Source organism: Pandoraea apista (assembly GCF_001465595.2).
In the GTDB taxonomy this organism is placed as follows: Bacteria; Pseudomonadota; Gammaproteobacteria; order Burkholderiales; family Burkholderiaceae; genus Pandoraea; species Pandoraea apista.
Genome location: NZ_CP013481.2, coordinates 2,166,533 through 2,180,199, shown reverse-complemented (window position 1 = coordinate 2,180,199; position 13,667 = coordinate 2,166,533). Strand labels below are relative to the sequence as shown.

The window sequence follows — 13,667 nt, the reverse complement described above, 5'->3', positions numbered from 1 at the left end:
CGATTCTGTGCGGCACAGCTCGCTGAAATTTCGTCAAATTCTGGCAATACGTGGCAGTTTTCGTGCCGAAATGGCACGAATTCGCGTTTTGCGAGGCGGTGTTTCCCACAAGCGCGGGCAATCTTCGCTAAAATGCTTCGTTGGGCCGATCCTGCGTCAGTTGCAGCCGACCCGCTGCATTTTCCTACTACCTGCCTCGAGCCGTCGAAATGACTCTCTTTTCCGCTGTCGAACTCGCCCCGCGCGACCCCATCCTTGGTCTGAACGAAGCCTATAACGCCGATCACCGCACCGAAAAAGTGAATCTGGGCGTCGGCGTGTATTTCAATGCGGAAGGCAAACTGCCCCTGCTCAAGGCTGTGAAGGCAGCGGAAGAACAACGCGTGGCCGCCGGTCTGCCGCGTGGCTATCTGCCGATCGAAGGCATTGCTGCCTACGACAAGGCCGTGCAGGAAATGCTGTTCGGCAAGGAATCGCCCGTGCTGGCCGAAGGCCGCGTGATCACCGCTCAGGCACTGGGCGGCACCGGCGCCCTGAAGATTGGCGCCGACTTTCTGAAGCAACTCAACCCGAACGCCACCGTCGCGATCAGCGACCCGAGCTGGGAAAACCACCGCGCCCTGTTCACGCAAGCCGGCTTCAACGTCGTCTCGTACCCGTACTACGACGCCGAATCGCACGGCGTGAACCTGCCGGGCATGCTCGACATGCTTGGCAAGGAACCGGAAGGCACCATCGTCGTCCTGCACGCGTGCTGCCACAACCCGACCGGCGTTGACCTCACGATGGATCAGTGGGCGCAGGTCGTGGAAGTCGTGAAGGCCCGCAAGCTGGTGCCGTTCCTCGACATCGCTTACCAGGGTTTCGGTGACGGCATCGACGCTGACGCGGCCGTGGTGCGCCTGTTCGCCGCCGCCGGCCTGAACTTCTTCGTGTCCAGCTCGTTCTCCAAGTCGTTCTCGCTGTATGGCGAGCGCGTCGGCGCCCTGTCCATCGTGACGAGCAGCAAGGACGAATCGACCCGCGTGCTCTCGCAACTCAAGCGCGTGATTCGCACCAACTACTCGAACCCGCCGACGCATGGCGGCTCGGTCGTCGCCGCCGTGCTGGGCAACGCCGAACTGCGCGCCCTGTGGGAAGAGGAACTGGCCGAAATGCGTGAGCGCATCCGCGCCATGCGTTTGGCACTGGTCGAGAAGCTGCGCGCCCACGGCGTGGAACGCGACTTCTCGTTCGTGATCAAGCAACGCGGCATGTTCTCGTACTCGGGCCTCACGGCCGATCAGGTCGAGCGTCTGCGCGAAGAATTCGGCATCTACGCCGTGAGCACCGGCCGTATCTGTGTGGCCGCGCTCAACGACAAGAACATCGACGTCGTCGCTGCGGCCATCGCCAAAGTGCTTCGCTGATCGCCGCTGGCGTCAACGCTGAAAAAGCCCGCCCCTCCGGCGGGCTTTTTTTGCGCTCGAATTGTTGCAACGCAGCAACGATAGTTAATAACAATCGCCGGAATAAGCTAAAACTATCGATCTGATGCGGAAATGCCATATATCAGGGTTATGCTGCGTTGCACCGCCGCGATAAACGGTTGCATAATTCCCTCATCATCCGCCCCAGGGCACATAACATGCTGTATCAGATTCATGAGTACAACCGCGCGTGGCTGAATCCCCTCACCACGTGGGCAAAGGCAGCGGCGACGACTTTCGTCAACCCGGGCAGCCTGCTTGCCATGATGCCGGGCGCGCCCCGCATTGCCGCCGGTTACGAATTGCTCTACCGGCTCGGCAAGGACTACGAAAAACCTGAGTTCAATATCAAGGCCGTTGAGGTCGACGGTCACAACATCCCCGTCGTGGAAATGACGGCGATGGAGAAACCGTTCTGCCGTTTGCTGCGATTCAAGCGCTACGCAGACGACGCGAGCGCCGTGGGGCAACTCAAGGACGATCCGGTCGTGCTGGTGGTCGCACCGCTCTCGGGGCACCACGCCACGCTGCTTCGCGACACGGTCACGACGCTGCTCAAGGATCACAAGGTCTACATCACCGACTGGGTCGATGCCCGCATGGTGCCGATGGAAGACGGCGAGTTTCATCTCGACGACTACGTCGCGTACATCCAGGACTTCATTCGCCACATCGGCGCGGAAAACCTGCACGTGATCTCGGTGTGTCAGCCAACGGTGCCGGTGCTCGGCGCAATCTCGCTCATGGCGTCGAATGGCGAAAAGACGCCCAAGACCATGACGATGATGGGCGGCCCGATCGATGCACGAAAGAGCCCCACGTCGGTCAACTCGCTCGCGACGAACAAGTCCTACGAGTGGTTCGAAAACCACGTAATCCATCCGGTGCCGGCCAACTATCCGGGCTCGGGTCGACTGGTCTATCCGGGCTTCCTTCAGCACGCAGGGTTCGTTGCCATGAATCCGGATCGCCATCTGAAGTCGCACTGGGACTTCTATCTCGATCTGATGCGCGGTGACAACGACGATGCCGACTCGCACCGCCGTTTCTACGACGAGTACAACGCTGTGCTCGATATGGCGGCCGAGTATTACCTCGACACGATCAAAACGGTGTTCCAGGATTTCAGCCTCGCGCGCGGCACCTGGGACGTGGCCGGCCAGCGTGTGCGTCCGCAGGACATCAAGACGACCGCGCTTTTCACCATCGAAGGCGAACTGGACGACATTTCGGGCAGTGGCCAGACGCAGGCTGCACACGATCTGTGTACCGGCATTCCTGCCAAGCGCCGGTTGCACTTCACCGCGCCGTCGTGCGGGCATTACGGGATCTTCTCCGGCAGCCGCTGGCGCAACGTGATCTATCCGCAGATCCGCGATTTCATCGCCAAGCACGCCTGAACAGTATTCGCTTTTCCGGCGTGCCATACCAAAACCGCCGCGAGGGCTCAGGCCCACGCGGCGGTTTTGTTTTTGACAGGTCGTACAGTCGACGTAGGTCGCGGCTGTGCGTTTAGCGCGTACGCAGCGAATCCAGCAGCATTTGCGTATTGAAAGCCGAATACGTCTTGCGCGAATCGGCGGCCATCACGTCGCGCCCCATCACAATGGATAGCGTGTGACGGTTGGACATCACGTAATAACCCATTGCCGAGATCGTCACGTACAGATCCACCGGATCGACGCCCACACGGATTTCGCCGCTGGCTTCGCCGCGCTTGAGCGTCTGCGCAAGCAACTCGACAATCGGCGAGACCTGCTGGCGAATCTCCGTCGACTGACGCATCGACTTCGCTTCGTGCAGATTTTCGTTGTTGATGAGCTGAATCAGTTCCGGATGCTCGGCGTAATAATCCCAAACGAAATGGGCCAGTTCGGCCACCGCATCGAGCGGAGCGAGAACGTCCAGCTTCAGCGCGTGTTCCGCGCGATTGAATTCGCCATAGACCTCTTCGAGCACGGCCAGATAGAGCTGGTCCTTATTGCCGAAGTAGTAATACAGCATGCGTTCATTGATATCTGCTCGGCGTGCAATGCTATCCACGCGCGCACCGCTCGAACCACGTTCGGCAAACTCCTCGATCGCAGCGGCGAGAATGCGCTGCCGGGTGCGTTCGGGGTCCCGTTTGATCTTGGTTTCTGGTGTTGTCATGATCGGACGGTCGTTCTCAACGGGCGGAATTATGGCACAACGGTTTCAGTGTTTCCGCAAAATGCAGGATAATTCGACTTTCCGCTGAATCCCCCACATAAGACGTGTCCGAAGTCAGCGCGCTCGCGCAGCGCATCGATGCCCTATTGCCCCAGACGCAGTGCACCAAGTGCGGTTACGCCGGTTGCCGTCCGTATGCCGACGCCATCGCCAGCGGGCAAGCCAGCTATAACCAGTGCCCGCCGGGCGGTGCCGAGGGCGTCGAGCGTCTCGCCAAACTACTCGGCCGCCCCGTGATTCCGCTCAATCCGGAGAACGGCGCAGCACGCCCGCGTCCACGCGCCGTCATCGACGAATCGCTGTGTATCGGCTGCACGCTCTGCCTGCAAGCCTGCCCGGTCGACGCCATCGTCGGTGCCGCCAAGTTGATGCACACGGTCATAGAAGACCGCTGCACCGGCTGTGACCTGTGCGTGCCGCCCTGCCCGGTCGACTGCATCGACATGGTGCCGGTCACTGGCGAGCGCACCGGCTGGGACGCCTGGTCACAGACGCAGGCCGACGAAGCCCGCGCCCATTTCGAGGCGCACCAGGCGCGGCTCGCGAAGGACAAGGCGCAACGCGAAGCACGACTGGCGGCACGCGCGGCGCGCGTCGCACCTCGTGCACCCGATGCGCCCTCGGCAACCGGCGCAGCCCCCGACACCCCCCGGATCGCAGACGTGCCGGCCGCAGGATCGCCGGTTTCATCCAGCAGCACAACGGCGCCGGCTTCGTTACCGATGGTCGACGAGGCTGCCGCCGCCGCAGCTCGAAAGCAGGCCATCATTCAGGCCGCATTGGAACGCGCCCGGCAGAAGAAGGCCACGCTGGCCGCCGAGGGGCGCGGGCCGAAGAATACGGAAAATGTCTCTGCCGCCGTACAGGCACAGATCGACGAGGCCGAAGCACGCCGCAAGCGTCTGGGTCTCGCCGAGCATCAGGATGCCGCTGCCCCGGAGGCGGATACCCCTTCCGGGGATGCCTAGACGGACCGCCACGCGATCCGTCCCACGACAACAAGACTGACGCCCCACCCACGCGCCACCCGCCATGAACGACGCCAAACGCCGTGCCCTGTTCGAGACGCTGCAACAACTCAATCCGCATCCGACAACGGAGCTTGAGTACACGTCGCCCTTCGAATTGCTGATCGCCGTGCTGCTCTCGGCGCAGGCAACCGATGTCTCGGTGAACAAGGCCACCCGCAAGCTCTACGCTGTGGCGAACACGCCGGCGAAGATGCTGGCGCTGGGCGAGGCCGGTGTCTCCGATTACATCAAGACGATCGGTCTGTACCGTACCAAGGCCAAGAACGTTATCGCCACGTGTCAGCTATTGCTCGACAAACACGGCGGTGAGGTGCCGCGCTCGCGCGAAGCGCTCGAGGCGCTGCCTGGCGTCGGCCGGAAGACCGCGAACGTGGTGCTCAATACCGCGTTTGGCGAAGACACGATCGCAGTCGACACGCACATTTTCCGTGTAGCGAACCGTACCGGCCTTGCGCCAGGCAAAGACCCGCTGGCGGTGGAACTGGCGCTAGAGCGTGTGACCCCGCGCGAATTCAAGCACGACGCGCATCACTGGCTCATTCTGCACGGTCGCTACGTGTGCAAGGCCCGCAAGCCCGAGTGCTGGCATTGCGCCATCGAGCCGTTGTGCGACTTCCGCCCAAAGACGCCCGCACCGAAGGCCTGACTCGCGCGTATCTCGCAGAGTCCTCCGCAAACAAAACGGGCGGCCCCGGCATCGGGACCGCCCGTTCTGTCTGGTACGCCCCGATCGCATCATCGAAGCGCCGCGCGTCCGGCTTAGATAATGCGGGCCGCTTCGTCGAACGACAGCCGCGGATTGCGCGGGAACAGCTTGTCGTGGTCGCCGTAACCCAGATTACAAATGAAGTTGACGCGCCAGTCGGTGCCACCGAAGAACGTATCGTTGACCTTCTGGGCGTCGAAACCGGCCATCGGGCCGCAGTCGAGGCCCAATGCGCGAGCGGCGAGAATGAAGTAGCCGCCTTGCAGCGAGCTGTTCATGTGGGCTGCACCGGCAGCCTTCGCCGCATCGCCCGAGAACATCGGCACCATCTTCTCCGCGCCGTTCGGGAACAGCTTCGGAAGGTGTTCGTAGAACTTCAGGTCGAACGCAATGATCGCCGTTACGGGCGCCGTGCGCGTCTTCTCCACGTTGCCCGGCGCCATGCATTCAAGCAGCTTGGCCTTCGCTTCGGCGCTCTTCACGAAGACGATGCGTGCAGGCGTGGTGTTGGCCGACGTCGGCCCCCACTTCACGAGGTCGTAAAGTTCGCGCAACGTATCGTCGCTGACAGGCTTGTCGAGCCACACATTGTGTGTGCGGGCATCGGTGAACAATTGGGCGATGGCTTCTTTGGCAATGACGCTCATGACGATTAACCTCGGCAGATGAATGACAAACGATGGGCGATTGTACCGTTGCTGCACAACGTGCGCTGAGGTGGCAAAAATTCCTGCGGCATCAAGGGGTTGCCGCCACGCCGCGCGCCGATAGCCAGACCACCCCGGCGAGAATCAGCACGCCGCCGCCAAGCTGCGCCGCCGAGAGTGTTTCGCCCAGCAGCATGGCCGCGAGCAGCACCGTGACGACCGGCTCCAGTGTCGAGAGCATCGAGGCGCGCCCGGCCCCAAGGCGCTGCAAACCGGCGAAGAACGTCAGGATAGCGATGACCGTCGAACACACCGCAATGGCAACGAGCGCCGCCCAGCCGCCCGCCCCCGCTGGCCATTGCAGCGGCAACCCTTGCGACATGCGCACAGCGGCCATCGCCCCGAAGGAGACCGTTGCCGCCAGACAGACGAGCGTTGCGGTAGCGCGGGCGTCGACCCCCTTCGTCAGCCGCGCACCGACCACGATGTAGCCCGAATAGATCAGCGCTGCTGCCACCGCCAGGGCCATGCCCAACGGCTGTCCGTGACCGCCGCCCACCGTGAGCGCCGTGCCGAGCGAGCAAAGCAAAAGCGCGCCCAGCTTCACCGGCGTCAGCCGTTCATGCAGAAAGATGGCCGCCAAAATCGTCACGAATACGGGGTACAAATACAGCAGTAGCGCAACCAGCGACGCCTGCGCGTATTGCAGCGCCCCAAAAAAGCAGAGCGACTGGCCGACGTAGCCGACACCGCCCATCAGCGCAATGCCAAGCGCCCGGCGGCGCGCGGGGAAACGCACTCGTTGCAACCGGCACCAGACCAGCAACAGGATGGCCGCCATGAAGAAGCGGAACAGCAGCATCGCGAAGATGTCCGCGCCGGACGCCGCAGCCGCCCGCGCAAAGATAGCCATGGCGCCGAACGCAGATGCGGACACAGCGATCAATGCCACGCCGGCCCAGGCCGAAGGCGGCGGAGCGGCATGCATGGCAGAGAGGTCGCCGGCAGCGGCCGGCACACGGGAGCTTTGCGACATGATTGGGAAAATTGAGCGACAATACAGCATGTTTTTGTGCGATACCGGCGCGTTCCACCGACAACGACCCGCCCGGCGCACTGCGGCAATCGATCCGCCATTGTAGTCATGGCATGGCGCCCCGCAAGATGCCTTACCAGAACCCCACGGAGTCCTCATGTTCAACCCGAGCCGCGACGAAGTCCGGCAATTCTTCTGCACCACCTGGCAAAAGCAGCGCAGCGGCAGCATTCTGACGCCGCTTGAGACGATTGCCGCCGACTGGATCCATGAACATCCCGAGTATCACGACGCGCTGTCCGACACCGAAGAAGCCAGCGCCCGCGATTATTCGCCCGAGGCCGGACAGACCAACCCGTTCCTGCATCTGTCGATGCATCTGGCGATCAGCGAGCAAGTCTCAATCGATCAGCCGCCGGGCATTCGCGCCGCATACGAGAAGCTGACCCAGCGTCTGGATTCGCCGCACGACGCACAGCACCGCATCATGGAATGTCTGGGACAAACCCTCTGGGAAGCGCAGCGTACCGGTCAGCCCCCGGACTCGGACGCCTACCTGCAACGCATCGAGCAGCAGGCCTCGCGCTGAGCGAAAATAAAACGAAGACGACGGTCGCCCCGCGAGGGGCCACCGTCGTTTTTTTGTGCCGTCGCCGGACCGCTTACTTCTTCGTCACGAGATCGCCGGGCAGCGATTCGATATAGGCCGAAATGTCCTTGAGTTCCTGAGACGTGAACGGACGCGGCTTGCCATCTTTACCGACCGTTGCGGGATTGGACATGACCTGCGTCTTCATGATGGCGTTGCTGCGGCCATAGACCAGACTGGTTTCGTTCTGATAAGCCCGCAGCGCGTTATACACATAGTCCGCGTATTGCCCCGCCAGCTTCGGATACTCCGGAGTAATCGGCGCGTTCAGATTGGCGCCATGGCAACTCGCGCACATGCCTTTGTCGACAAGCGCTTTACCGTTGGCGATATTGCCGGCCGCAACTGCCGAGCCGGTCCAGCCGGCGAGCGTGGCGCCAAGCGCCAGGGATGCCGCCGCCGCGGCCTTTACCATCGAATGCTTCATCGTGTTCTCCTCAGCCACGCACGTTTTACTTCTGGGGATTGACCGGCGTCGACGCCGTTTGCGCCGCGTAATACGCGGCAATGTCGACGATGTCCTGATCGGTCAACGTGGCTGCGATGCCATGCATCGTCTGGAATTTTCGATCGCCCTTGGCGTACTCCTTCAGGGCGTTTTCGATGTACTTCGCATTCTGTCCGCCGATCCGGGGCACGTGATACACCTCGGGAAATGCGGTGCGATAGTCGGGAATGCCGTGGCAGCCGATACACATGGCCACCTTGTCCTTTGCCGCGTCCAGATTGGGCTTGAGTTCGGCCGCATGAAGCGCACTGAGCGACATAAGCGACGTGCTGCCGAGCGCCAGCGCCATCATCGTGAGGAACTTTTTCATGGTCTTCTTGGGAACGTTTTTGGTTGGAATACCGGCCCGCAACACGCAGATCGGCGTCCCGACTCCAAGGCCGCCGACCTGTGAAAAAAGCAATCGATTGTAACCCACACCTCCGCCCCCGCAAACTCGGGGCTGACCCGCACAGTTCTCCGAAGTTTTTCCGCAAGCCCTTGATGCAAAGACAGATTTTGACCGCCTGAGCGAGGCTCATGCGCAATGTCTTATACTGAACTTTTTCTCTGCCCGGCCGGTTGGCCGGCTGTTTGCGGACGGCATAGACAATGCGCTTCGAAGGCTCTTCCCAGTACGTCGCCACCGACGACCTCAAGCTCGCCGTGAACGCGGCGGCCACGCTGCAACGCCCCCTGCTCATCAAAGGCGAACCCGGCACCGGCAAGACCATGCTCGCGGAGGAAGTCGCCGCCGCGCTCGACATGCCGCTGCTGCAATGGCATGTGAAGTCCACGACCAAGGCCCAGCAAGGCCTGTACGAGTACGACGCCGTCTCGCGTCTGCGCGATTCGCAACTGGGCGACGAGCGAGTGCGCGACATCGCCAACTACATCGTCAAGGGCGTGCTCTGGCAGGCCTTCGAGGCCGATCATCCCGTCGTGTTGCTCATCGACGAGATCGACAAGGCCGACATCGAATTCCCCAACGACCTGCTGCGCGAACTCGATCGCATGGAGTTTTACGTGTACGAGACGCGCCAGCTCGTGAAGGCGCGCCACCGTCCGATCGTCATCATCACGTCGAACAACGAAAAGGAACTGCCCGACGCCTTCCTGCGCCGCTGCTTCTTTCACTACATCAAGTTTCCCGATCCGGCGACGATGCAGTCGATCATCGACGTGCATTTCCCGAACATTCGCCGCGAACTGGTCAAGGCGGCGATGGCGACTTTCTTCGAAGTGCGCGAGATTCCGGGGCTCAAGAAGAAGCCCTCGACTTCGGAATTGATCGACTGGCTCAAGCTGCTGATGGCCGAGGAAATCGGCCCCGAAGCGCTGCGCAGCGCCGACAACAAGCTGGCGATTCCGCCGCTGGCCGGCGCACTGCTCAAGAACGAACAGGACATGCATCTGTTCGAGCGCATCGTCTTCATGAATCGCGCCAACCGATAAGCGCGCCACCGTCATGCTGATCGACTTCTTCTACACCTTGCGCGCGGCGAAGCTGCCGGTCTCGGTCAAGGAATACCTGACGCTGCTCGAAGCGCTACAGCGTCAGGTCATCGCGCCCTCGCTCGACGAGTTCTACTATCTGGCGCGCCTCTCGCTTATCAAGGACGAGAAGCACTACGACAAGTTCGATCAGGCGTTCGGGACATATTTCAAGGGCGTGCAGCAAGCGGTCGACGCCTCGGGCGAGGTACCGCTCGAGTGGCTCAAGAAGCGCATGCAACGCGAACTGTCCCCCGAGGACAAGGCGCGCATTCAGGCGCTGGGCGGCATCGACAAGCTCATGGAGCGGCTCAAGCAACTGTTCGAAGAGCAGAAAGGCCGTCACGAGGGCGGCAGCAAATGGATCGGTACGGGCGGCACCTCGCCGTTCGGCAACGGTGGCTTCCATCCCGAGGGCATCCGCATCGGCGGCGAGAGTAATGGCAATCGCACCGCAGTGAAGGTGTGGGATCAACGTACGTACCGCGACTACGACGACACCGTCGAACTCGGCACCCGCAACATCAAGGTCGCACTGCGGCGCTTGCGCAAGTTCGCGCGCGAAGGTGCCGCCGAGGAACTGGATCTCGACGACACCATTCGTTCGACGGCGGCCAACGCGGGCTGGCTCGATCTGAAACTGGTGCCGGAGCGCCACAACAACGTGAAGGTGCTGATGTTGCTCGATGTCGGCGGCTCCATGGACGACCACATCGCGCGTACCGAAGAACTGTTTTCCGCAGCAAAATCCGAATTCAAGCACCTTGAGTTCTACTACTTCCACAACTGCGTCTACGACTATCTGTGGCGGCAGAATCGACGCCGTCACAACGAACGCTTCGAGACATGGGACGTGCTGCGCAAGTACCCGTCCGACTACAAGCTGATCTTCGTGGGCGACGCGACGATGAGTCCGTACGAGGTGTTGCAGGCAGGCGGGTCGGTCGAATACAACAACAAGGAGGCCGGCGCCGTGTGGCTGCGCCGCTTCATCGACCGCTTCCCGCATCATGCATGGCTCAATCCGGAGCCCGAGGCGATATGGCAATATCGTCAGTCGATTTCGGTTATCCGGCAGCTCTTCGCGGGCCGCATGTATCCGATTACGCTAGCCGGGCTGGAATCGGCCATGCGCGTGCTAAACAAGTAGCGCCGGGACCCGACGGCATCGCCGCCGATCGGATACCGGGCCGGGACGTCGGCGGCGTACGTCTCCCCCGGCATCGCATGACGCACGACGCATCACGCGGCACGCCATCACAACGACAACGCAACGAGAACCTCCCCTCCACCATGACGTCCAGCACCACTCCCCTGCCACCGCTCCGGCCGTTGGCCGATACGTCGCCGTCAGCCATTGTCGCCGGCTTCGTGGCCATGATGACGGGCTACACCAGCTCGCTGATTCTGATGTTTCAGGCGGGACAAGCCGCGCACCTCTCTGCGGCACAAATCTCGTCATGGATCTGGGCGCTCTCGATCGGCATGGGCGTGACGACTATCGGTCTGTCCCTGCGCTATCGCACCCCGGTGGTCATTGCGTGGTCGACACCGGGCGCCGCGCTGCTGATTACTTCGCTCCCCGGCGTGCCCTATGGCGAGGCCATCGGCGCGTTCATCGTCTGCAACGCCCTCATCGCCCTGTGCGGGCTGACGGGGGGCTTCGAGACGATCATGCGTCGCGTGCCCCCGGCGTTGGCCTCGGCGCTGCTTGCCGGGATTCTGTTTCGCATCGGTTTGGAAATCTTCGTGGCGGCCCAGCACCAAACCGCGCTGGTACTCTCGATGTTCTTCACGTATCTGGTCGTCAAGCGCTTCGCGTCGCGTTACGCGATTCTGCTGGCCTTGGTCGTGGGTACGGCGGTTGCAGGCGGGCTCGGCCTGCTCGACTTCAGTCACTTCAATGTCTCGCTCGCGATGCCGGTTTGGACCACACCGTCCTTCTCGCTGTCAGCCACGATCAGCATCGCGATTCCGTTGTTCGTGGTGGCCATGGCGTCGCAAAACGTGCCCGGCCTTGCCGTGCTGCGCGCAGACGGATACAACGTGCCGGCATCGCCGCTCATCTCGACCACCGGCATCGCGTCGGTGCTGCTCGCACCGTTCGGCTCGCACGGTATTCATCTGGCAGCCATTACCGCCGCCATCTGCACGGGACGCGAAGCGCACGAAGACCCGTCCAAACGTTACACCGCCGCCGTGTGGTCGGGCGTGTTCTATCTGATTGCCGGCACGTTTGGGGCGACCATTGCCGCACTGTTCGCCGCTTTCCCGAAGGCGCTGGTGGTCTCGATTGCCGCCCTCGCGCTGTTCGGCTCGATCATGAACGGTCTGGCGAACGCCATGCACGACACCCGCCAACGCGAAGCCGCCCTCATTACGTTCATGGTGACGGCCTCGGGCCTGACGCTGCTCTCGATTGGCTCGGCGTTCTGGGGCCTGATCGCGGGCGTGCTGACGCTCACGATCCTGCAATGGCGGCGCGCCTGATTTCCCAAGGGCCGAAGTGATACCATTCGGCCCGCACCGTTTTCCGAATTCAACGTAACCGCAGGAGCAGCACAATCATGGCAGTGATCGAACCGACCCCGGTCTTCAAGGACAACCTGGCACAGATGGCCGCTATCGGCAGCATCGAGGGCATCGCTCGCATCGAACTGCGCGACGGCAAGGGCGCGGTCGTGGCGACCATCGAGAACGCCCCGGGCAAACAAGGCTCGCTCGCCGTGTACCACTACCTGAAGCAGGCCTTCGGCACGCTCGACGCCAAGGCCGCCGAGCACGGTCTGGCCGTCTTCGGCGAGCACACTGCCGACGCACGCAACCGTCCGGGCGCACACCCGAACGTGGATCGTCTGCTGGCGATCGTGGCGGGTGGAGAAGCACTGAGCATCGACGAAGTCGCTGCCGCCGCCTGAACCGGCGACCGCCCCGCGCCAAAAGAAAAGCCAGCCTTGCGGCTGGCTTTTTTACGTCTTCTGCACGCGCATGAACGGCGCAGATCCGGCGGGAAACGTCAGACCGTGAGCACCGGACCACCGTCGCCGTTAGCCGACCGGAGCTGCTTGACCCAACGCTTGGCCGGCAGGCCCGTGGCAGCTTCAACCACCTTCGCGCGCGCTTCCACGTCCTTCCACTCGACCGACAGCAGCGGGCCGTTGAAGGCAAGCACGATAACGTTGCCGTCGTGCACTTCCGGGAATTCGATCACGCGGTTGTCGAACGCCTGACGCAGACGACGAATGTTCTTCGGATAGCTGTCGTGATCGCCGAACAGGTTCATCGTGAGCATGCCCGGCTCACGCAGCGTGGCGCGGCAAGCCTTGTAGAACGCCGGCGTATCGTGCACCGGACCGCGTGCGGTCGCATCGTAGAGATCGACCTGCAACACGTCGACGGCACCGTGATTCGCCGTGTCGGTGACGAAGTCCCAGGCATCGGCTTCCAGCACTTTCAGGTAACGCGAATCGTCCGGCAGGCTGAACATCGTGCGCGCGGCAACGACCACCGCCGGGTTCAGTTCGACTGCCGTGACCTGCGTGCGCGGGAAATGCTGGTGCGAGAACTTCGTGATCGACCCCGTGCCGAGACCCAATTGCACCACGTGCTTCGGGGCACGCATGAACAGCAACCACGCCATCATCTGCTGTGCATATTCCAGCTCGATACGGTCAGGCTTGGACAGACGCATCGCCCCTTGCACCCACTCCGTGCCGAAATGCAGGTAACGCACGCCACCCTGTTCAGAGAATGTCACCGGCGCAAAACGCGGCTTGTAAGCGGGACGGGGAGCACGCGTGGTGCGCTCGTCGCTGACGAACGCTTCGGCTTCGATGGATTTGCGTTTGATGAGGGTCATGTGTCCTTCAGTGAAACTCGGGGAATTCCGATGGGTTCGCATTGTACCGGGTTCGCGCAGCCCAGCCGACGCGCTTGC

General features: G+C 62.2%; 15 protein-coding genes. 9 read left to right on the top strand and 6 right to left on the bottom strand.

Annotated features, from left to right (window positions below; genetic code table 11):
* The first annotated feature begins 209 nt into the window (after positions 1-209).
* Both AT395_RS10115 and AT395_RS10110 read left to right on the top strand, forming a co-directional pair.
* Positions 210-1,409 carry an amino acid aminotransferase gene (locus AT395_RS10115; protein WP_048629190.1) on the top strand — a complete coding sequence of 400 codons (1,200 nt, stop codon included), beginning with the start codon at positions 210-212 and terminating at the stop codon, positions 1,407-1,409.
* A gap of 218 nt (positions 1,410-1,627) precedes the next feature.
* Positions 1,628-2,869, top strand: coding sequence for a polyhydroxyalkanoate depolymerase (locus tag AT395_RS10110; protein ID WP_042115415.1), 1,242 nt, complete (start codon positions 1,628-1,630; stop codon positions 2,867-2,869).
* Between the two features lie 112 nt (positions 2,870-2,981).
* Here the strand turns inward: AT395_RS10110 and AT395_RS10105 are convergent, their stop codons facing one another.
* Positions 2,982-3,620 (bottom strand): TetR/AcrR family transcriptional regulator, encoded by a 639-nt coding sequence (locus tag AT395_RS10105; protein WP_042115414.1) that lies wholly within the window; start codon positions 3,618-3,620, stop codon positions 2,982-2,984.
* A gap of 104 nt (positions 3,621-3,724) precedes the next feature.
* Here AT395_RS10105 and rsxB point away from each other — a divergent pair, with 104 nt between their 5' ends.
* Together rsxB and nth are read left to right on the top strand one after the other, a co-directional pair.
* On the top strand, positions 3,725-4,648 hold the full coding sequence (gene rsxB / locus AT395_RS10100; RefSeq protein WP_048629189.1) for an electron transport complex subunit RsxB: 924 nt from the start codon (positions 3,725-3,727) through the stop codon (positions 4,646-4,648).
* A 64-nt stretch (positions 4,649-4,712) separates the two neighbouring features.
* Positions 4,713-5,357, top strand: coding sequence for an endonuclease III (nth, locus tag AT395_RS10095; RefSeq protein ID WP_042115412.1), 645 nt, complete (start codon positions 4,713-4,715; stop codon positions 5,355-5,357).
* A gap of 113 nt (positions 5,358-5,470) precedes the next feature.
* On the opposite strand, the gene AT395_RS10090 is transcribed toward nth, so the two are convergent.
* Both AT395_RS10090 and AT395_RS10085 read right to left on the bottom strand, forming a co-directional pair.
* A complete protein-coding gene (locus AT395_RS10090; protein ID WP_042115411.1) occupies positions 5,471-6,064 on the bottom strand; it encodes a malonic semialdehyde reductase in 594 nt (197 codons plus the stop codon).
* 91 nt (positions 6,065-6,155) lie between these two features.
* Positions 6,156-7,052, bottom strand: a complete 897-nt coding sequence (locus AT395_RS10085) for a DMT family transporter (RefSeq protein ID WP_048629188.1) — start codon at positions 7,050-7,052, stop codon at positions 6,156-6,158.
* A 205-nt stretch (positions 7,053-7,257) separates the two neighbouring features.
* Here AT395_RS10085 and AT395_RS10080 point away from each other — a divergent pair, with 205 nt between their 5' ends.
* Positions 7,258-7,689: a DUF1841 family protein gene (locus AT395_RS10080; RefSeq protein WP_010807475.1), complete on the top strand. Its 432-nt coding sequence runs from the start codon at positions 7,258-7,260 to the stop codon at positions 7,687-7,689.
* Positions 7,690-7,762: 73 nt separating this feature from the next.
* On the opposite strand, the gene AT395_RS10075 is transcribed toward AT395_RS10080, so the two are convergent.
* Both AT395_RS10075 and AT395_RS10070 read right to left on the bottom strand, forming a co-directional pair.
* Positions 7,763-8,176, bottom strand: coding sequence for a c-type cytochrome (locus AT395_RS10075; RefSeq protein ID WP_224787377.1), 414 nt, complete (start codon positions 8,174-8,176; stop codon positions 7,763-7,765).
* Between the two features lie 25 nt (positions 8,177-8,201).
* Entirely contained in the window at positions 8,202-8,567 is a 366-nt protein-coding gene (locus AT395_RS10070; protein ID WP_042115410.1) for a c-type cytochrome, read from the bottom strand.
* Between the two features lie 281 nt (positions 8,568-8,848).
* Between AT395_RS10070 and AT395_RS10065 the strand changes: the two genes are divergently transcribed.
* The 4 genes from AT395_RS10065 (at position 8,849) to AT395_RS10050 (ending at position 12,648) form a co-directional block, all read left to right on the top strand.
* A complete protein-coding gene (locus tag AT395_RS10065; RefSeq protein WP_048629168.1) occupies positions 8,849-9,691 on the top strand; it encodes an AAA family ATPase in 843 nt (280 codons plus the stop codon).
* Between the two features lie 13 nt (positions 9,692-9,704).
* Positions 9,705-10,880: a vWA domain-containing protein gene (locus tag AT395_RS10060; protein ID WP_048629167.1), complete on the top strand. Its 1,176-nt coding sequence runs from the start codon at positions 9,705-9,707 to the stop codon at positions 10,878-10,880.
* 143 nt (positions 10,881-11,023) lie between these two features.
* Entirely contained in the window at positions 11,024-12,220 is a 1,197-nt protein-coding gene (locus tag AT395_RS10055) for a benzoate/H(+) symporter BenE family transporter (protein ID WP_048629166.1), read from the top strand.
* Between the two features lie 83 nt (positions 12,221-12,303).
* Positions 12,304-12,648 carry a DUF2322 family protein gene (locus AT395_RS10050; protein ID WP_042118187.1) on the top strand — a complete coding sequence of 115 codons (345 nt, stop codon included), beginning with the start codon at positions 12,304-12,306 and terminating at the stop codon, positions 12,646-12,648.
* Positions 12,649-12,746: 98 nt separating this feature from the next.
* Here AT395_RS10050 and AT395_RS10045 read toward each other — a convergent pair whose 3' ends face one another.
* On the bottom strand, positions 12,747-13,589 hold the full coding sequence (locus AT395_RS10045; RefSeq protein WP_042115406.1) for a class I SAM-dependent methyltransferase: 843 nt from the start codon (positions 13,587-13,589) through the stop codon (positions 12,747-12,749).
* Positions 13,590-13,667 lie beyond the last annotated feature (78 nt).

Bases quoted from the DNA above. Each gene is read 5' to 3' on its own strand.
- AT395_RS10115 (WP_048629190.1), top strand. From the start codon at position 210: ATGACTCTCTTTTCCGCTGTCGAACTCGCCCCGCGCGACCCCATCCTT.
- AT395_RS10110 (WP_042115415.1), top strand. From the start codon at position 1,628: ATGCTGTATCAGATTCATGAGTACAACCGCGCGTGGCTGAATCCCCTC.
- AT395_RS10105 (WP_042115414.1), bottom strand. From the start codon at position 3,620: ATGACAACACCAGAAACCAAGATCAAACGGGACCCCGAACGCACCCGG.
- nth (WP_042115412.1), top strand. From the start codon at position 4,713: ATGAACGACGCCAAACGCCGTGCCCTGTTCGAGACGCTGCAACAACTC.
- AT395_RS10090 (WP_042115411.1), bottom strand. From the start codon at position 6,064: ATGAGCGTCATTGCCAAAGAAGCCATCGCCCAATTGTTCACCGATGCC.
- AT395_RS10085 (WP_048629188.1), bottom strand. From the start codon at position 7,052: ATGCATGCCGCTCCGCCGCCTTCGGCCTGGGCCGGCGTGGCATTGATC.
- AT395_RS10080 (WP_010807475.1), top strand. From the start codon at position 7,258: ATGTTCAACCCGAGCCGCGACGAAGTCCGGCAATTCTTCTGCACCACC.
- AT395_RS10075 (WP_224787377.1), bottom strand. From the start codon at position 8,176: ATGAAGCATTCGATGGTAAAGGCCGCGGCGGCGGCATCCCTGGCGCTT.
- AT395_RS10070 (WP_042115410.1), bottom strand. From the start codon at position 8,567: ATGAAAAAGTTCCTCACGATGATGGCGCTGGCGCTCGGCAGCACGTCG.
- AT395_RS10065 (WP_048629168.1), top strand. From the start codon at position 8,849: ATGCGCTTCGAAGGCTCTTCCCAGTACGTCGCCACCGACGACCTCAAG.
- AT395_RS10060 (WP_048629167.1), top strand. From the start codon at position 9,705: ATGCTGATCGACTTCTTCTACACCTTGCGCGCGGCGAAGCTGCCGGTC.
- AT395_RS10055 (WP_048629166.1), top strand. From the start codon at position 11,024: ATGACGTCCAGCACCACTCCCCTGCCACCGCTCCGGCCGTTGGCCGAT.
- AT395_RS10045 (WP_042115406.1), bottom strand. From the start codon at position 13,589: ATGACCCTCATCAAACGCAAATCCATCGAAGCCGAAGCGTTCGTCAGC.